This window comes from Paenibacillus liaoningensis (assembly GCF_059609455.1).
In genome coordinates this window covers 291,032-310,305 of the sequence record NZ_JCAALU010000006.1, presented here as the reverse complement: position 1 = coordinate 310,305, position 19,274 = coordinate 291,032, and the positions used below count along the sequence as shown (strand labels likewise).

The following is a 19,274-nucleotide window of genomic DNA, read 5'->3' as shown; positions in this document are numbered from 1 at the left end:
GCTGCTGCCAGCATTACCTAAGTACATATTCATGACTCGATGATTTTTTACAGCAATAGGAGGGGAGTTTGCAGCATAAGATTTGGGGTTTGTACGATGATTTTGTAATCGAGGTTGGTCATGAGCCTATGTAAAAAAAGCGAATGCACTCCATAAATAACCGGCACAAAAGCAAATAAAAGCTTTTAAGCCGTAAAAAAAGTAGAAGCCTGATGGAAAAGGCGAGCGGAGTAAAAGGTTTGAGATGGAGGAGCGCAGCGTTCGCCTTTGCATCTGCATTTTTACCGCAGCGCGGTATCCATTCAGAAAAATGCAGAGGCATCCCGGAATCCAAACTTTTTACGCAGCGACGGATCTTTTCCATCAGGCTTCTACGACAAGGTCTTAATAGCATTTATATGGTTGTGCCCTACGGTCACAACCATTCCTTTTTGCGGAAAATAAAAAACATCCCACAGCCCAGCGCAAGCATAATGCCGAGCAAAATATACGATCCGCCTCGCATATGCAGGCCGGGTATAAAGTCGAAGTTCATTCCGTAAATACCGGTTATGAAGGTCAGCGGCATGAATATCGTCGTCATCGCGGTAAACACGCGCATAATTTCATTGGCTCGCGCCGATATACTGGACTGGTAAGCTTCTCGCAAGTTGCCCATCAGCTCGCGGAACGTATCAAATGTCTCGGCGATTTTGACGGCATTTTCATAAATATCGCTAAAATATTTTTGCAGCTGATCATCAATCAGCTTAAGATCGCGTTTGTTCAGCGTAGCAATAACGTCCTTCTGCGGACCAAGCACCTTCTTGAGCCACAAAATTTCACCGCGCAAACCGATAATTTCGTTCAGGTGCGATTTTTTCGTGTGCATTAATATATCTTCTTCCAGCGTTTCGATCCGCGTATCGATTCGATCCGCGACAAGGAAGTAGTTATCGACGACAATATCGACGAGATTGTATAAAAAATAATCGGGACGGCTGACTTCCTGCTCCCACAGGACAGGCTTCAGGGAGCGCAGCTCATTAATTTTTTGCTTCGTAACGGTAATAATATAATGGCGGCCGAGAAAAATGTTCAGCGCGCGCAGGAAAATTTCCTCATCATCAAAACGAATGCTGTTAATTACGATAAAATAATGGCTTTCATAAATTTCGATCTTAGGGCGCTGCTCCTCCTCGGTGAGACAATCCTCTACCGCGAGGTCATGCATGTGGAACAGCGGCTGCAATACAGCCAAATCCTCCACATCGGCATCAATCCAATAAAAGCCCTCCGGCGATGGAATGAGTGTATCAGCAATATCTTCAATAGGTGTAAACAAGCCGTTGTTGACCAGACGGATTTTCATCTGTGCATCTCCTCTCTGAAATGGACAGGAGGCCGCCTTTGCCGCTTGCACAGAGCACTGTTATTTATAGAAAAACAGGGCGCATTACGCAGTGGCTGGGCAGCCGCCATATTCGGTTGTGTTCAGGCCTTGGTCGGTCGCCTTCCATGTCCGTATGCACTCCTTTATCATGTGGATTTTGGGATAAAAAACACCAATTTTTTCACTCGGCGTTTCAATCCTTGTCTAGTATACTCCCGCAGCAGCTTTACATTCAAGCGAAAAAACCGTAAATGAAGCCGAAAGATCAGCCTTCTATAGTATATGCAGTTCACAGGCTTGACGCGCCTGCCCGAATCCATTAAAGTAGGCTTATAAGCAGCAATTCCATAATTGAATAGAACTACTTTCTTATCAAGAGCAGGCGGAGGGACTAGCCCGATGAAGCCCGGCAACCGGCGTAAGCACGGTGCTAATTCTTGCGGAGACATTTCGATGTTTCTGAGAGATGAGAGAGGCGACCGCTTATTTTTTGAGCAAACGACCTTTTCTCTCGACAGAAAGGGTCTTTTTATATTTGGGAATGCTGATAATCTCATTAAAGGAGTGATTCTGCATGCCAATTAAAGTTCCTGACCATTTGCCAGCCAAAGAAATATTAAACAGTGAGAACATTTTCGTCATGGACGAAAGCGTTGCTTACCATCAGGATATTCGGCCGCTGCGTATAGCGATTCTGAACTTAATGCCTGAGAAAGAAACGACGGAGACCCAACTGCTGCGCTTGATCGGCAACACGCCGCTGCAAGTGGAGGTTGTGCTGCTTCGTCCGAAGACGCATACGTCGAAAAATACGTCCTACGAGCATCTGCATGCCTTTTACAAAACGTTCGACGAAATTTCCCATGAGTTTTACGATGGCTTAATCATTACAGGCGCTCCTGTCGAGCATCTTGATTTTGAAAACGTGAACTATTGGGAGGAACTGAAGGACATTATGGACTGGAGCGCACGGCGGGTTACTTCGACCTTCCATATATGTTGGGCCTCGCAGGCAGGACTTTACCATCATTATGGCGTTCCGAAATATGAATTGGATGATAAAATTTTCGGCGTGTTTCATCATACGATCGAGAAGCAGAACGTCAAGCTGCTTCGCGGCTTTGATGAAGCGTTCCTCGTGCCGCAATCCCGTCATACGGAAGTGCGTCGCGAAGATATTGAAAAGGTTGAACGTCTGGAAATTTTGTCGGAATCGGCGGAATCGGGCGTTTACATTGTCGCTTCCAAGGATGGCCGTCAAATTTTCGTCAGCGGACATTCGGAATACGATCCCTTCTCATTGAAAAACGAGTATGACCGCGACAAGGCGAAAGGGCTCGACATTGCATTGCCGAAAAACTATTTCCCGGGTGATAACCCGGAAGCGATACCGTACTCCTCGTGGAGGGCGCATGCGAATTTGCTTTTCTCGAATTGGCTCAACTATTACGTGTACCAGCAGACGCCATTTGATTTGGGAGCAAACATCTAACTATATAATAGAAGGAGCAACAGCCCATGTTGAAAATCGAAAGTGAATTAGCGCAAATTGGTTCGCAAAAGGATACGGAAACCGGAGCCGTAAGCTTCCCCGTGTATCAGGCGACGGCATTCCGCCATCCAAAGCTTGGACAAAGCACAGGCTTTGACTACGCTCGTACAAAAAGCCCTACCCGTGCCGTATTGGAAGAGGCAGCTGCCAAGCTAGAGTCTGGCGACGCTGGCTTCGCATGCAGCTCAGGCATGGCCGCTTTGCAAACGGTATTCGGCCTGTTTCACCAAGGCGATCATTTAATTGTATCCCTTGATCTGTACGGCGGCACTTACCGCCTGCTGGAGAAGATTATGTCGAGATATGGCGTTACAGCATCCTACGTGGATACGAACGATATTGATGCGATGAGCGAGCTGTGTACACCGAATACGAAGGCGGTACTAATCGAGACGCCAACCAATCCGTTAATGATGATTACCGACATTGAGCGTGTCGCATCATGGGCGAAGTCCAAAGGACTGCTGACGATTGTAGACAATACGCTGCTGACGCCGTTTTTCCAGCGTCCAATTGAGCTGGGGGCAGATGTCGTTGTCCACAGCGCGACTAAGTATTTGGGCGGCCACAATGATGTGCTCGCTGGCCTTATTGTGACGAAGGGACAAGAGCTTTCGCAGGAAATGGCGTTTTTGCATAACTCCATTGGCGCCGTTCTCGGACCGCAGGATTCGTGGCTGTTAATGCGCGGCATGAAAACACTAGCGCTGCGGATGGAGCGTCATGAGTATAATGCAACTAAAATCGCCAACTACTTGCTGGAGCATCCTTCTATTGAAGAGGTTTATTATCCGGCTTTGCCGCATCATCCCGGACATGAGGTGCAAAACCGCCAATCTTCGGGCAATACCGGCATTTTCTCCTTCCGCGTGAAGGACGCCCGTTACATTGAACCCATTCTGCGCCATATCGAGTTGATTGCTTTCGCTGAGAGCTTGGGCGGCGTTGAATCGCTGATGACCTATCCGGCTGTGCAGACGCATGCCGATATTCCTGAAGAAATTCGCCTTGCAGTCGGCGTTGATGATAAATTGCTTCGCTTCTCTGTTGGCATTGAGCATGCAGATGACCTGATTGCCGATTTGGAGCAGGCGCTTGCCGCAGCTAAGCAAGAGATTGGGGAGGTATAGCAGCATGAGCGACAGACATAACAAAGAGGAATATGCCAAGCGTCATTTTGCAACGAAATTGCTTCATTTTGAAGGATCCTTTGATGAGCAGACGGGTGCATCCAGTACCCCGATTTTTCAGGCATCTACGTTCCATCAAAGCGATTTGTCCCAAAATCCGCCTTACGATTACAGCCGGTCCGGCAATCCGACCAGGCAGGCGCTGGAGGATCAAATTGCGCTGCTGGAGGGCGGTACGCGAGGTTTTGCCTTTGCATCCGGCATGGCGGCGATTTCAACGACATTCCTGCTGCTGTCGGCGGGTGACCATGTAATTGTGACAGAGGATGTGTACGGAGGTACATACCGTCTGCTTACGACAGTGCTGAACCGTTTAGGCATGGAAACGACGTTCGTCGATATGACGGATTTTGCAGCTGTTAAAGCGGCATATAAAGCAAATACGAAAGCGGTATTTATCGAGACCCCTTCCAACCCGACGCTGAAAATCACCAACATTTCGGAGGTGGCTTCGTGGGCGAAGGAGCATAACCTGCTGACGATTCTGGACAATACGTTTATGACGCCTTATTACCAGCGTCCGCTAGAGCTTGGAGTAGATATAGTCGTGCACAGCGCGACTAAGTTTCTGAGCGGGCATAGCGACGTGCTTGCGGGCCTTGCTGTAACGGCTGATCCAGAGCTGGGACGCAGGCTGTATCAGCTGCAAAATGGCCTCGGCGCTGTACTGAGCTCCCATGAATGCTGGCTGCTTATGCGCGGCATTAAGACGCTGCAAGCCCGCATGGAGCATAGCGAGCGCAGCGCGCGCAAGCTGGCGGAATGGCTGAATGACCATCCAGAGGTAACGAAGGTTTATTATCCTGGCCTTGCCGATCATCCGGGCCGTGAGGTTCATGAACAGCAATGCTCCGCCTATGGCGCAGTCGTGTCCTTTGATGTGGGCAGCGGCGAGCGGGCGAAAGCGATGCTTGGCCGTGTGAAGCTGCCGCTTGTAGCTGTCAGCCTGGGCGGCGTAGAAAGCATTTTATCGTATCCGGCCATGATGTCGCATGCGGCAATGCCGAAGGAAGTGCGCCATGAACGCGGAATAACGGACGGTCTTGTCCGTTATTCGGTAGGCCTTGAGCATATCGACGATTTGCTCGCAGATTTGGATCAGGCTTTGCGCGGCTAACAGCCTCGTAAAGTGGAGGAAAAGACGGCTGTCATTACTGACAAGCCGTGTTTTTCCTTTTTAGCGGCTATAATGACTGTAAACGAAAGATGACGAATATGAGCATAGTATGATAAAATTGGCCTATACTTAATTAGTTTGTGAAAAAAAGCGCAACATCAAAACTACAGCTATAGATAAGGAGGTCTTGCGTAATGGCAACGTTGGACCAGATATTGGATAAGGCCCTGCGGGGTGAACGAATCAGCTTGGAAGAATGTATTATTATGTTCGAATCCGACGAGATTGAGAAAATGGGTAAAGTCGCGAATGAAATTATGCTGCGCAAGCATCCCGAGCCTGTAACGACTTTCGTTGTAGGAAGAAACGTCAACTACACGAATGTGTGCGACGTTTATTGCAGGTTCTGCGCCTTTTATCGTGCCCCAGGCTCCAAAGAGGGCTATGTGCTCGATAACGAGACGATTATGAACAAAATTCAAGAAACGATTGACGTTAACGGAACCGAAATTTTGATGCAGGGCGGAACGAACCCGGATCTGCCTTTTACTTATTACACGGATTTGCTGAAGGAAATCAAGCAGCGCTTCCCGAACATTACGATGCACTCCTTCTCGCCTGCGGAAATACAGAAGATGAAGGAAGTATCAGATGGATTGTCGCTGGATGAGGTTGTTCGCCAGCTGCATGAGGCGGGACTGGATTCGCTGCCAGGCGGCGGCGCGGAAATCCTCGATGACCGTACACGCCGTAAAATCAGCCGTAAGAAGGGCTCTTATACGGACTGGATCGACGTGATGAAGTCGGCTCATCGCCATGGCATGAATACGACGGCTACAATGGTTTATGGCTTTGGAGAAACGATGGAGGAGCGCGCCCTGCATTTGCTGCGCATTCGTGACGTTCAAGATGAATGCAAAGCGAATGGCTACGACTCCGAAGGGTTTACAGCCTTTATTTCCTGGCCGTTCCAGCCAGACAATACGAGAATGCCGATGGAGAAAGCGAAGCCGGAGGAATATTTGAAAATTGTCGCGGTAAGCCGTATTTTCCTCGACAATATTGACAACCTGCAATCGTCCTGGGTAACGATGGGACCTGACATGGGTAAACTTTCGCTAGCCTATGGCTGCAACGACTTCGGCAGCACAATGATTGAAGAAAATGTAGTGTCCGCTGCGGGCACGACGCATAAGGTCAACATTGAGCTGATATTGAAGCTTATTCGTGAAGCGGGTAAAGTTCCGGCGCAGCGCAATACGCGCTATGAAATTTTGCGGATGTACAATGAAAGCGATAAGGCTGAGCAGGATTTTGTGATGCAGAATTAGATTGTAGCGATCAGCTAATTCGGAGCTATTTTCGGTAATTAAACTTACTAACGCTTGTCTAATATTTTATCCGTTACAGGATAGATATTAGACAAGCGTTTTTGTGTTCTTGCCTCTAAAGCAGCATTTCACACTTCAGATACCTCAACCGATATTTGTATAATATAGTCGTTCGGATTTTTTACCGAAAGGTAGCTGAGCACTTCTACCGCGTACGCATTTCCGCATATGGCCAAGCCGTTTTTTTTCATATAAGTTTTTATGATAGCGTACGTTTCGGACATCGATTCATAAGATCCTCGATGATTCATGACAACATAAAGCCCCTTGGGTTTGATGATTATTCGATCTCCTACTATCGGAGCTTTTAGCTTATTGGCAATGAAGTCCCCATAATAATCGCCTGATTCAAAATGATCCTTGCCTAAAATAGTCCCAATCGGAAACTCGGTCTCAATCAAGTGAATTTCACAGTAGCTGCGATGTTCATTTAATTTGTGAGCAAACTCCTTGTCACCATCACCCTGTTCCAGTTGTGTGACAATAAAATATTCCTCTTCACCTTCCGCCACTGACGGTCCCTCTTGAAGTAATCCTGCAGCTTGCTCCGACATTTCGATGGCGCCTTTCAAAAGTCTTTGCATCCTTTGTATTCTAATCTGTTCCATCTCTAGTTCATGCAGTTTCTGTTTGAGCAGTTCTATGAACAGAGGAGTGTTCTGATTCTGAATAAACCCTTTGATTTCCTGTAGGGAGCTCCCCGCTTTTTTCAGTACATTGATAATATCCAGTACGTAACATTGCTGAACGGAGTAATAACGATAACCTTTTGAGTTTACATATTCTGGTTTTAAAAGCCCGATCTCATCATAATGAAACAGGGTATGTTTGGTAACCCCGCAAGTTTTGGCAAATTCGCTGGTCGTAAGATATAAGCTGCGGCTCTCGAACATCGTTCATTCCTCCGTTATAAGCTAACAAAATGAATCAACCCTATTGTAGCCTAACAATTTAAGGTTGACTATAGGGTAACCCGATACTTTAGTGTTTGAAGCAAGTTAACTTGGTTTCATGGAGGAATAACATGTCTAAATTCAAACGTTGGTTGGTTCTGGTTATCGTTTCAAGCGCACTTTTACTTATTGTGATGGATATGACCATCCTGTATACGGCATTGCCCAGCTTAACCCACGATCTCGGTGCGTCCGCATCGGAAAAATTGTGGATTTTGAATGGCTATTCGCTCGTTATGGCGGGCCTGCTTCCTGCAATGGGAACATTAGGCGACCGCTGGGGGCATAAAAAAATCTTTTCCGCCGGCTTGCTCGTCTTTACTGCCGCTTCACTACTTGCCGCTTTTTCTCCCGCTCCCTATGTGCTAGTGGCGGGACGGGTTCTGCTTGCCGTCGGAGCATCCATGATGATGCCTGCCACATTGTCGATTATCAGAATTACCTTTACAGATGGACGCGAGCTTGGATTGGCAATCGGCATTTGGGGCTCTGTTGCTTCTGGAGGTGCAGGGCTAGGTCCCATCGTAGGCGGACTTCTTCTGGAGCATTTCTGGTGGGGTTCAGTGTTTTTAATTAACCTTCCTATCGCCATTATTGCACTTGTATTGACACTGCTATATGTGCCAAATCATCCGGGCAATAAAGAAAAGAAGTGGGATTTAATTAGTTCGATTCAAATTATGATAGCGATGGTAGCCATTATCTATTCCATTAAAGAGTTTGCTCGGCGCGAAGGGTCGCTGACTTTTGCGGTCATAGGGGCTGTTATCGGCATCGTGGCTTTAATCATCTTTATTCGTCGGCAAAATAGAAATGAAAATGCACTTATTGATCTTTCGCTATTTAAAATAAATGGTTTCTCGGCTGCATTTATTACGGCTTTGGTAGGTACATTTGCGCAGATGGGGGTTCAGTATATGGTGACCCAGCGTCTTCAACTGGTGGAAGGCCTGAGTCCGCTTCTAGCGGGGCTGTATACGTTAAGCATACCGCTAGCAGCACTCATTGCGGGTCCGCTGACTGGATCGATTCTGCATCGCTATGATGTCATTCGTATTAAGAGCGCCGCCCTTCTAATCGCGGCGCTGGGAATGGGTGTGTATCTTCTGCAATTTGATTCGGGCATTGCCGGGCAGATTGTTGGACTGGCTCTCCTTGGTGCAGGCCTGGGGGCAGGGATGACAGCAGCATCGCATTCTATTATGAGCTATGCTCCCCCTGAGAAAGCGGGTATGGCGGCATCGATTGAGGAAGTAGCCTATGAGATGGGCGGAGCGTCGGGTATTGCGATCATCGGAAGTATGTCAGGCCTTGTATACACTTTGACTATGAAAATCCCTACTGGACTCCAAGTTCCAGGCAATGTGAAAGATAGTTTGGATGAAGCGCTTGTGGTTGCAGAAGGATTGCCTGCACAGGCTGCCGAGGCGCTAAAAGCAGCAGGCCATGCTGCTTTTGATCAGTCCTTTTTCGCGATTATTGCGGGGGTAACCGTATTTTTAGTGGCAGCTTCGGTCAGCGTTGGTTTGACAAGAACGCGTTCTAAGAAAAGAAGCTCCGCTCGGTCCTGATCCGGTTAAGCAGCAAGGTAGGGTTATTAATTGTGGCGAGGGGAAGGTTCGTAGATGATTAATCAAATAATAGTGATTGTATGCATGGTAGGCGGGATCGCCTATTTCATTCTTGCAGGCAGAAACATCATTAAAGAAGACAGCATGCAACATGATTTGCTGCTTGAAAAGTTAAAGCAAAGGGACGAGGAACGGATGAAGGTTGGTTGAGTGATAGATATTTTAGAAGCAGATCAGCTTAAATGATAGACTAACCCAAAAAACTTAAATTCATTTCTCCATTTCATGGGGATGATTTAAGTTTTTTTATATTTATTTAAATTTTTATTAAAACTTGATATACTATTACATAAAGATATATATCGTTTTAGAAACAATTGGATTAAGATGTATTATCTCGATAGTGCCTATCAAGTAGAACTGTACATTAGTTAGAAAAAGGGGAAGAGGAAAATGAATGAACTATATTGTATTTGATTTAGAAGCAACTTGTTGGGAGAATGATAGGTCTAAGCAAAACGAGATTATTGAAGTCGGAGCGGTTAAAATAAATGATAAACTTGAAATGATCAGTGAGTTTCAGGCATTCATTAAACCGAAAGTAAACCCGCAATTATCTGATTTTTGTAAGAAACTTACTTCAATTTCTCAAGAGGATGTTAATGCTACCTCATATTTTCCACAAGTCTTTAATAAATTTCAAGATTGGATTGGGGAAGAAGACTATTTTTTGTGTTCCTGGGGCTTTTACGATAAAAGCCAACTGAAGAAAGACTGTGATTTACATAAGGTTCGCGCAGAGTGGACTAGAAATCATATCAGCATCAAACATCAACATGGAAAAAGGATTGGAAATGAGCGGGGAGTGGGAATGGAACGAGCGCTTCAAATGCTGAAAATTCCTTTGGAGGGGACACATCACAGAGGAATTGATGATGCTCGAAATATCTCGAAGATATTTATTAAAATTTTTGATCACTTAACATTTAAATAATTTACATGAATGATTAGTAAAGAGGGGATACGATTTATAATGAGTAATAGTGGAAATAAGGGATGTGGCAGCAGCCTAGCCATGCTAGTTGGCGTTATCGTTTTATGCCTTGCGGTTGCCGGAGTTAGAGGCTGTAATAATCTTGTCCATAAAATGGGTGTAGGGACTGTGGAAGAGCAACTTATTATCGTTCAAAATTTTGAAGAGAAAGTAAATGCGCTGGATAAAGAAGCGGACGGCCTAAATAAGCAGGTGTCAAAAGAATTATTGAAAATTGCAAACTATGAAATGCCAGACTTAGAACTTATTGAAAAAGCGGAAAAAACCAACAATTCGATCTCTATTCGTATGGAAGATATTGAAATTCCTAAAGGCTTGACGAAAGAAAGAGAAGAGCGGCTTACTGAGATTAAAGCGGACTTTGCGCAAATGTACAAATTCAAATCCAATGCCATGTTTTATTATTCGTTAGCTTTTGAAGATAGTGATCCAGAAATGCTCCAAAGCTTTAACGCTAATACAGATGTGGCTTACGACATTATGCTAAGAGCGACTACTGATTTAGAATTATTGAAAAAAGAGCTAGGCTTCTCACAAGAGGAAGCTAAGTAATAGTTTTGAAATTTCCAAACCAATAGACTATTCAAACTGTAATCTTTTGTGTTACAATACGATTTAATCGAATATGAATCTTCAGGGCAGGGTGCAATTCCCTACCGGCGGTAAGGATGCGTTCGGAGCATCCAGAGCCCGCGACTCCTAGCTGCTTGCAGCCGGGACTGATCTGGTGAGAATCCAGAGCCGACGGTATAGTCCGGACGGGAGAAGATCAGAACCAGCTTGTTAAATGACATTCATTTATCAGGTTTGTTGATGATGCCCTTGTCAGTTTACTGACAGGGGCATTGTTTCTTTTTCATAGTGAAAAGAAGGTTCAATTCAAAACTTTCTCAGGAGGTTTTTGAATTGCAGAACACATTAGAGCTGGCTAGCGAGAAAGCAGGCTGGCGAACATCACGCATTGCAGGCATTAACGGGATATGGTATGTGGCGCTTGGCGCGACACTTTGGGGTCTTGACCCGCTGTTCCGTATTTTATTGCTCAAAAGCTTTACCTCGGCGCAAATTGTATTTATTGAGCATATTTTGCTCGCTTTTTACGCAGTCCCCGTATTGTTTAAATTCCGCCGTACATTAGTCGGCAAGCTGTCAATTGGCGTCATCGGGGCGCTGCTGTTCATTTCCTGGGGCGGCTCAGCTGTAGCGACGGTGCTGTTCACCGCAGCCTTCTCCCATGGCAGTGCTAATGCGGTGCTGCTGCTTCAGAAGCTCCAGCCTTTATTTGCGATTTTGCTCGCCAGAGTTTTGCTGAAGGAAAAGCTGCCGCGAAAGTTTTTCGTCTTTTTGCTGGCGGCGCTCGCAGGCACCTATTTGCTGACCTTCGGCTTTGGATCTCCGACTGTGGGCCTGCATGATCTTGCTTTGCTCAGCTGCTTATTCTCAATAATTGCAGCGGCATTGTGGGGCGGCTCAACCGTTATGGGCAAATATTTGCTGCAAAAGAAATTGTCCTTTTCCATAGTGACGTCCCTCAGGTTTCTGCTTGCCCTGCCGCTGCTCAGCGTCATTTTGCTGGCAAGTGGCGACGCGTGGAGCCTCAATGCTGAGGGCAGCCAATTGTCGCTGATTGCCGTCAATTTATTGTTTCAAGCTTTTTTCCCAGGTTTAATCAGCATGCTTCTATATTACAAAGGGCTTTCCTCAACTAAAGCTGTATACGCGACGCTTGCTGAGCTTTCCTTCCCTGCCGTCGGCGTATTGATTAACTGGCTCGTATTTGGCCAGACGCTGACGTTAGGGCAGCTTAGCGGCTTCCTGCTCATTTGGCTGACCTTATGGCTTATGAGCCGCAGCAGCAATGAACAGGCTGTTCAGCAGCCACAAGCTGCCGCTTAAATCCAGCACATTCATAGCCCCCTTCATTCCCAATGTCTTCATCGTATATCGTTGCTTCGTGCACCATATACTGTTTAGAGGGGAATGAAAGGGGTTGGCTTTTTTATGGAACTATTCACCGTTACGCTGCCTTCCAAGCTTCAATCTACGGCAGCTGGATTAGCGGCCTTAATGGCGCAATATACGAATGAGGATCTACATATTGAAGCAGCATCACAGGGGCGTTTGGTGCAGTTCGAGCTGCAGCCTGCGGGCAGCATTATGTGCCAGTCGGCAACGCCTTATTTTCAACTGAATAAGCATGGAGAAATGCTGTACCACAGTGCAGCCAAAGCGCTTGCTGAATTTGTTGTAACCAATTTGGAATCGGAAATGCTCATCAGCATCATTAAGAAAAAATATCAGGGCGGCCATTCCACGGACATCTCCGTTATCGAAAAATATTGCAGCCAGCTGATGCAGGATACCGATCTGGATGGCTTGAATGCCAAGTTTCTGGATGCGGACAGAAAGCGCCGCAAGCTTAAGGTAGCCGAGGAAATCGAACTGTATTTAAGTGAAAATACACAGCTCGACCTTGGCGGTATCGCCACCTTCAGACTTCATGGATATCGTCACGAGCTAGGCGATATTGTGGAATATGCCTTGGATGAATATGTGCTGGATAAGCAATATCAGGAGTTTATTTCGCTGCTCAAATATTTTGTTGGGCTGCAGCAATCGAAGGTCGCCATGGTCCATTTGGTTCATAAAGGCAACCATGAATTTATTTTGTATAATGACAAATTTCAATTGTTTGAGCCGAAGCCGCATTCCGATCGCTTGGTAGCCGAAATGCTGGAAACGGAAATGAACATTGAGGATATGGTCATCAGCTCGCTAATTGCTGCATCACCGAAGCAAATTGTCGTTCATACGCAGCATGTCGATATGCAGGTCATCCGGACGATTGAAACGATTTTTGACAACCGGGTGTCGGTGTGCAGTGATTGTGTATTGTGCTCCCACGCAATGGGGGAATGGAATGATGGTGTTACTCAGCCTTAAAATAAATCAGTAATATGAATCAGCATTATGAACTAGCCAAATAAACTAGCTGCAGGCTCGCCGATCAACGGCGAGTTTTTTTCACTTCCTACATAAAAAATACAAAAATGTGTATTACACTATGACATAGAACTGTACTTAAAATCGGGAAGAAGGTAGCCGCATGACGACCGTACTCGTAGTAGATGACGATCCGCATATCCGCCAGCTGCTCCGTTTGTATTTGGAGGATGAAGGCATGGAAATTATAGAGCAAGGCAACGGAGCGGACGCATGGGATTATTTTTGCAATCATCCGGTTGATCTCATTATTCTGGACATTATGATGCCGAAGATGGATGGCTGGGAGCTTTGCCGCCGGGTGCGGGAAGCGGGGGACAAGCCGATTATGATGATTACCGCCAAAGGGGAGGCGCCGGAGCGAATTAAAGGCTTTCGGCTGGGCACCGACGATTATATGGTGAAGCCTTTTGACCCGATGGAGCTGGTCATGCGGGTGAAGGCGCTGCTGAAGCGTTACCGGATTTCAATCTCGCAAATCGTCAGGCTTGGCCAAGTGACGCTCGATAAAACAAGCTATCAAATCCGCTATAAGGATACGGGCTCAAGTGAGTCCATACCGCTCAAGGAATTTGAGCTGCTGTTTTTGCTGGCAAGCTATCCGGGCAAGCTGTTCAAGCGCGATGCGTTAATTGAGCAAATATGGGGCTACGATTACGAGGGCGACGAGCGGGCGGTGGATACGCATGTTAAACGTCTGAGGGAGCGTTTTACCCCGTATGATCAGGATTTTAAAATCGTGACAATCTGGGGGCTGGGCTACCGATTGGAGGTATACCGTGATTAAATCGCTGTATGTCCGCTTAATTTTGGTGTTTGTCGCATCGGTTTTGGCGAGCGTCGTTTTAAGCTTTTTCATGACCCATTTTTTATTTAGCTACAAGCTTCGCACCTACGTACAGGACAATTTAATCGCCAGCGGCAAAACGATTATCGAATCCTACAAACACTCTTATCCGAACAATTTGGATGCTTTAATGGAGGGGATTACTGCGCTGCCGATTTTTACCTTTATCGTTTATGACGAACAAGGCATACCGCTTCATGAAACCGACAAGGTTGCCAATCATAAGCTGCACGTAGAGGGGGAAAGTCTGCGCAGCGTGCTGAACGGCGGCGTTTACCGGGGCGGAATGGATAAAGATTATGACCGGCTCGTCGTAGGGCTTCCTTTTCAAATTGAAGGACATGCTTATGCCTTGTTTATAAAGCCTGAAACGAATGGCGTTGCCAATCTGGCTTTCGGCTATTTCCGCATGCAGCTTATTTTGGTGCTATTAGTCGGAACGCTTCTCGTTATCGTCACCTCCCGTTATATGGTGCGGCCTTTGAAGCATTTAACCTTGGCTACGCGCAAAATGGCAAAAGGCGATTTCAGCATCAGGCTTGCTACGAAACGCAAGGATGAGATCGGCGAGCTGACAGCAAGCTTCAATCAGATGGCGCAGGAGCTCGATTCGCTGGAGCGGGTGAGAAGGCAGTTCGTCTCGGACGTTTCTCATGAAATCCAGTCTCCGCTTACTTCGATTAAAGGCTTCACAATGGCGCTTAAGCAGAAAAAAATGGATGAGGAAAGCCGTCTCCGCCTGCTCACCATTATCGAGGAGGAAAGCGACCGCCTTTCCCGGCTGACACAGGATTTGCTCAAGCTGTCCGCGCTCGAGCATGACCAAATTCAGCCGAATATGAGCCAATATCGCTTGGATGAGCAGCTTAAAGATGTCATGATTGCCAGCGAGCCGCTTTGGTTTTACAAGAACATTCAGCTCGATTTGGACCTGGAGCCCGTAACGATTTCGGCTGATGAAGATAAGCTGAGCCAGCTTTGGACGAACCTGCTGAGCAATGCGATTAAGTTCACTGGAGCTGGAGGCGTCATTGCGATTCACTTGTCGGTAAGCCAGCATAGCGTGACCGTGTCGGTTGCCGACAGTGGAGTGGGCATTCCGGAGGAGGAGCTACACCATATTTTCAAACCCTTTTATAAAATAGATCAAGCCCGCGAGCGTGCCGTTGGCGGAAATGGCATCGGCCTCTCGATCGTTAAGCGGATTGTCGAGCTCCATGCGGGGGAAATCAGGGTAGAGAGTACAGTGGGCAAAGGGACGACGATGACCGTTGTGCTGCCGCTCGCTCCACCAGATAAATCCAATTAGGGCAGACGGCGGCCCTGTACATAATTAGTACAAAATTACTCGTTATGATGAAGGAGGTTATACAGCGAGAGGAGAGATACACAGTGAATCGATTGACCAAATTTAGTTTGAAAAATAGCGTTGCCGTCATTTTATTATGCGCTTTGGTGCTAGGGTATGGCTTGTATGCCTCCACGCAAATTAAGCAGCAGACGTTTCCGGATTTGGATTTCCCGGCCGTATTCGTGCAGGCGGTTCAGCCCGGCGCCTCAACGGAGGAAATCGAGTCGGACGTTGCAAAGCCGATTGAAGACAATTTGAAGCGCGTGCAGGGCTATGAGTCGCTAACGAGCACCTCTTCTGAAAATGCAGCCAGCATTTTTATCCAGTTTCCCTTCGGCACCGACATGGACAAAAAATACAGCGAAGTTGAAGCTGAGGTGAACAAGCTGAAGCTGGCTGATAATGCGAGTGTAACGGTGCAGCGCTTGTCGGCAAATAGCCAGCCTATTTATCAAGCGGCTGTATTTGCTGCCGAAGGAGATTCGGCAAAGCTGGCTGATGAGCTGCAAAACAGCGTCGTTCCTGAGCTGCAAAAGCTAGCCGGAGTAGGAAACGTAACACTGAAGGGCGGTACGTCAAATGAGCTAAGCATTGTTGTAGATAAAAATAAAGCGGCGCAGCATGGCATTACGCTTAGCTCCATCCGCACGGTGCTTCAGTCGCTAGATTACGCCCTGCCACTGGGCTCGGTGTCGCAGGAGGAGACGGTCATACCGATCAGGCTGACCGGCAGCCTAGACAGCTTGAAGCAGCTTGAAGCGCTGAAGCTGACGGCAACGACTGGCGGCGGAGCCGCAGGTTCTGCAACAGGCAGTGCGAGTAGAGCGGGTGCAGGTGGCGTGGAGGGCAATCCAGGCGGAGCGGGTGCAGGTGCTATGCAGGGCAATGCAGGCAATCAAGCCGCTGCTGGCAGTGCCGCAGGTTCTGCATCAGGAAACGCTGTAGGCGCAGGAGCATCAAATGGTTCTGTAGCTTCAGGCGGCGTGGGTGCCGCAGCCGCTATCACGCTTGGTGATATTGCCGACATTAAGACGGTATCTGAGCAAAATGAAATTACCCGCTTTAATGGCGAGCCGAGCTTTGTAATTTCGATTCAGAAGACGCAGGATGCCAACACGGCGGATGTGTCTGACAATGTGAGCGAGCTGCTCAGCACTTATCAAGGCAAAGGCGAGCTGGACTATCATGTCATCGTTGACCAAGGGCAGGAAATTAAAGAATCCGTATCCGGCCTCATTCGTGAAGGGTTGTATGGCACATTGTTTTGCGTGCTCATTATTTTCCTGTTTTTGCGCAATGTAAGGGCGACGATTATTTCGATTTTGTCGCTGCCGATTTCTATTTTTGCCACGATTGCGATTATGGATCAAATGGGCTATACGCTTAACATTATGACGCTGGGCGGCATCGCCGTGTCCGTCGGACGGATCGTCGATGACAGCATCGTCGTTATTGAAAATATATATAGATGGCGGCAGGAAAAAGGCGAGAAAATGAGCGGCAAGGAGCTGGCCTACCAAGCAACCCGCGAAGTGATCGGGGCGGTAGCCTCATCCACGGCGGCGACAATCGTCGTTTTCGCACCACTCGCTTTTGTCAGTGGGATCATTGGACAGTTTTTCCGTCCGTTTTCGATTGCTGTCGTTCTCTCCATTACGATCTCGCTATTGGTTTCGATGATGCTGATTCCTGTGCTGGGCGGCCGCTTTTTCAGAAGCGTGAAGCCGCATACGAAGGAAAGCAGACTTTCGAACGGTTTTGAAAAAATCATTCGCAGCGCTCTAAAGCGCAAAGCGCTCGTATTAGGATCAGCTGTTGTGCTGCTAATAGGCTCGCTAGGGATGATACCTTTAATCGGCGTTGCTTTTCTGCCGACTAGTGCGACTCCGAGCTTAGCTATTGATGTTGCATTGCCAGCGCAAAGCAGCTTGACGCAGACAGACGAAGTCAGCGGCAAGGTGGAGGCCTATTTAAGTAAGCTGGAAAACGTAGAGAGCTATGAGGTCTCCGTTGGCGGTGCGGGGGCAAACCCGCTGCAGTCCAGCGGCGGCAATAATAAAGCGACTATTACGGTCCAATTTGCTGAAGGAAGCGATATGGCGCAATTGACTTCGAAGCTGCAGACCGAACTGCCGGCAGTCGTCACTGCGAAGCAGGCAGGGACAACGCTCAATATTAAAGCAGGCGAACAGCAGGGGCCGCCATCGGGAAACAATATTGATGTCAGCATTTATGCGGACAGTTCGGACAAGCTGGCGCAAACTGCCCTTCAAGTTGAAAATCTAATGAAGGAAAGCAGCGATTTAAAGGATATTACAAACAATATGGATGAGGTAACGCCAAAATGGGTCGTTTCCCTTAACCAAAGCGGAATCGATGCCAATATTAGCCCTTATCTCATTATGCAATTGACCGGCGAGCAGCTGCGACCAGTCGATGCTGGCACTTACAAAATCGATAATAAGGAACAAGCGATAACCTTATCTTATAAACAGCAAATTGCCACAAAGCAGGAGCTGGAAAATATCCAGATTCCTACTGCAGCGGGCATAAAGAAGCTGAAGGATATCGCAGACATTACGGAGCAGAAAGCTTGGATCAAGGTCAGCCACGATGATGGCAAAATGTATGCCCTTGTCAGTGGAACGGTGAAGGATGACAGTGCGGTATCAGCTGTTACAAAGCTCGTGCAGGCGGATATTTATAGTCTGACGCTGCCTTCTGGAGTAGAGCTTAAGGTCGGCGGCGGGCTGCAAATGATCAATGACGGCTTCTCAAGCCTCGGTATCGCTATGGCGGCAGCGATAGGCCTTGTATTTATTATTATGAGCATGACATTCGGTGGTTTGCGGACGCCGCTTATTATTTTAGCCTCGCTGGTGTTTATTCCGATTGGCTCACTCAGCGCTTTGCTTCTGTCAGGGCAAGCCCTGTCTATGAGCGGCATGATTGGCATGCTGATGCTGGTCGGCATCGTCGTCACCAATGCGGTCGTGCTGCTTGATCGGGTGGAGAAAAATCGCAAAGCAGGCATACCGATTACCGAAGCAATCGTGGAGGCGGCAAGAACAAGGCTAAGACCGATTCTAATGACGGCTTTTGCGACAATGCTTGCGCTTGTACCGCTTGCATTATCGGGCTCCTCGACTAGCCTCATTTCAGGTGGCCTTGCGATCACGGTTATTGGCGGGCTGTTCAGCTCGACGCTGCTCACTCTGATCGTCATGCCAGTCATTTATGAAATGGTGTGGAAAAAGCACAAGGTTAATGAAGCAGATATATTCAATGACTAGGAATGAGGAAGAGGGAGTGAAACCAATGAATGGACGTAAAGGAAGAAGATTTATGATGTGGGGCGTATTTGCTGTACTGATGCTAGGGGCTGCTTTCGCTGAGGTGCCGACGCGGCAGGGCAGCGAGGTGGCGCTGATGCCGCTCTTCCTCATTCTGCTTGCAATCAGCGTATACAGATTCGTTCGCGTACGCCGCCGCAGCATATATAAAGGAAAAGGCTTGTCGTGAGCGCAGCGGGATAAAAGGGGCTTATGGCAATGTATGTCTTAACTCTTGACCTGCTTGCTATTGAGGACTATAATTATGCTGATATATGCTGAAAAAGCAATGATAAAGACATGTATTTACACGTTCAACTGGTCCAGAGAGAGGAAACAAGGCTGCAATTTCCTTCCAGATATATGTAAATATACCCCTTTGTAGCTGTATAGCCGAACAGGCTTCCATTTGTGAAGCGCCATTAAGCTGTACCGGAAATCTCCGTTACCAGATAAATTAAGGATTGGCTGCTGCCGGGATGAAATACGCTGATTAGCGTTAGGCGAGCAATCGAATTAGGGTGGAACCACGAGCTTACAA

General features: G+C 47.4%; 16 protein-coding genes and 2 riboswitches. Of the genes, 14 read left to right on the top strand and 2 right to left on the bottom strand.

Annotation, left to right across the window (positions count from 1 at the left end; translation table 11 throughout):
- Positions 1-415: 415 nt before the first annotated feature.
- Positions 416-1,351: a magnesium/cobalt transporter CorA gene (gene corA / locus AC6B99_RS10950; RefSeq protein ID WP_494864112.1), complete on the bottom strand. Its 936-nt coding sequence runs from the start codon at positions 1,349-1,351 to the stop codon at positions 416-418.
- A gap of 387 nt (positions 1,352-1,738) precedes the next feature.
- Positions 1,739-1,845: riboswitch (SAM riboswitch) on the top strand.
- A 101-nt stretch (positions 1,846-1,946) separates the two neighbouring features.
- Between corA and metA the strand changes: the two genes are divergently transcribed.
- The 4 genes from metA to mqnC all read left to right on the top strand — a co-directional run bounded on the left by metA (position 1,947) and on the right by mqnC (position 6,562).
- The gene (gene metA, locus AC6B99_RS10945; RefSeq protein ID WP_496663347.1) at positions 1,947-2,864 is read left to right on the top strand and encodes a homoserine O-acetyltransferase MetA; all 918 of its coding nucleotides are present in this window, start codon (positions 1,947-1,949) and stop codon (positions 2,862-2,864) included.
- 26 nt (positions 2,865-2,890) lie between these two features.
- Positions 2,891-4,054, top strand: a complete 1,164-nt coding sequence (locus AC6B99_RS10940; protein ID WP_496663346.1) for a PLP-dependent transferase — start codon at positions 2,891-2,893, stop codon at positions 4,052-4,054.
- A 4-nt stretch (positions 4,055-4,058) separates the two neighbouring features.
- Positions 4,059-5,231, top strand: coding sequence for an aminotransferase class I/II-fold pyridoxal phosphate-dependent enzyme (locus tag AC6B99_RS10935; RefSeq protein WP_494879975.1), 1,173 nt, complete (start codon positions 4,059-4,061; stop codon positions 5,229-5,231).
- A gap of 194 nt (positions 5,232-5,425) precedes the next feature.
- On the top strand, positions 5,426-6,562 hold the full coding sequence (mqnC, locus tag AC6B99_RS10930; RefSeq protein ID WP_496663345.1) for a cyclic dehypoxanthinyl futalosine synthase: 1,137 nt from the start codon (positions 5,426-5,428) through the stop codon (positions 6,560-6,562).
- A gap of 128 nt (positions 6,563-6,690) precedes the next feature.
- On the opposite strand, the gene AC6B99_RS10925 is transcribed toward mqnC, so the two are convergent.
- Entirely contained in the window at positions 6,691-7,515 is an 825-nt protein-coding gene (locus tag AC6B99_RS10925; protein WP_496663344.1) for a MerR family transcriptional regulator, read from the bottom strand.
- Positions 7,516-7,646: 131 nt separating this feature from the next.
- Here AC6B99_RS10925 and AC6B99_RS10920 point away from each other — a divergent pair, with 131 nt between their 5' ends.
- The 10 genes from AC6B99_RS10920 to AC6B99_RS10875 all read left to right on the top strand — a co-directional run bounded on the left by AC6B99_RS10920 (position 7,647) and on the right by AC6B99_RS10875 (position 18,923).
- Positions 7,647-9,146 (top strand): MFS transporter, encoded by a 1,500-nt coding sequence (locus tag AC6B99_RS10920; RefSeq protein ID WP_496663343.1) that lies wholly within the window; start codon positions 7,647-7,649, stop codon positions 9,144-9,146.
- A 54-nt stretch (positions 9,147-9,200) separates the two neighbouring features.
- Positions 9,201-9,356: a hypothetical protein gene (locus tag AC6B99_RS10915; RefSeq protein WP_496663342.1), complete on the top strand. Its 156-nt coding sequence runs from the start codon at positions 9,201-9,203 to the stop codon at positions 9,354-9,356.
- Between the two features lie 247 nt (positions 9,357-9,603).
- Positions 9,604-10,140 carry a 3'-5' exonuclease gene (locus AC6B99_RS10910; RefSeq protein ID WP_496663341.1) on the top strand — a complete coding sequence of 179 codons (537 nt, stop codon included), beginning with the start codon at positions 9,604-9,606 and terminating at the stop codon, positions 10,138-10,140.
- Between the two features lie 39 nt (positions 10,141-10,179).
- A complete protein-coding gene (locus AC6B99_RS10905; protein ID WP_496663340.1) occupies positions 10,180-10,752 on the top strand; it encodes a hypothetical protein in 573 nt (190 codons plus the stop codon).
- 73 nt (positions 10,753-10,825) lie between these two features.
- Positions 10,826-10,974, top strand: a riboswitch (FMN riboswitch).
- Between the two features lie 132 nt (positions 10,975-11,106).
- Positions 11,107-12,096, top strand: coding sequence for a DMT family transporter (locus AC6B99_RS10900; protein ID WP_496663339.1), 990 nt, complete (start codon positions 11,107-11,109; stop codon positions 12,094-12,096).
- Between the two features lie 105 nt (positions 12,097-12,201).
- On the top strand, positions 12,202-13,143 hold the full coding sequence (locus AC6B99_RS10895) for a putative sporulation protein YtxC (protein ID WP_496663338.1): 942 nt from the start codon (positions 12,202-12,204) through the stop codon (positions 13,141-13,143).
- Between the two features lie 163 nt (positions 13,144-13,306).
- Positions 13,307-13,990, top strand: coding sequence for a response regulator transcription factor (locus AC6B99_RS10890; RefSeq protein ID WP_496663337.1), 684 nt, complete (start codon positions 13,307-13,309; stop codon positions 13,988-13,990).
- Complete coding sequence (locus tag AC6B99_RS10885) at positions 13,983-15,359, top strand: HAMP domain-containing sensor histidine kinase (RefSeq protein ID WP_496663336.1); 1,377 nt, start codon at positions 13,983-13,985, stop codon at positions 15,357-15,359. The genes AC6B99_RS10890 and AC6B99_RS10885 overlap by 8 nt, the downstream gene beginning before the upstream one ends.
- A gap of 83 nt (positions 15,360-15,442) precedes the next feature.
- The gene (locus tag AC6B99_RS10880) at positions 15,443-18,694 is read left to right on the top strand and encodes an efflux RND transporter permease subunit (RefSeq protein WP_056039554.1); all 3,252 of its coding nucleotides are present in this window, start codon (positions 15,443-15,445) and stop codon (positions 18,692-18,694) included.
- 25 nt (positions 18,695-18,719) lie between these two features.
- On the top strand, positions 18,720-18,923 hold the full coding sequence (locus tag AC6B99_RS10875; protein WP_496663335.1) for a hypothetical protein: 204 nt from the start codon (positions 18,720-18,722) through the stop codon (positions 18,921-18,923).
- The last annotated feature ends 351 nt before the right edge of the window (positions 18,924-19,274 follow it).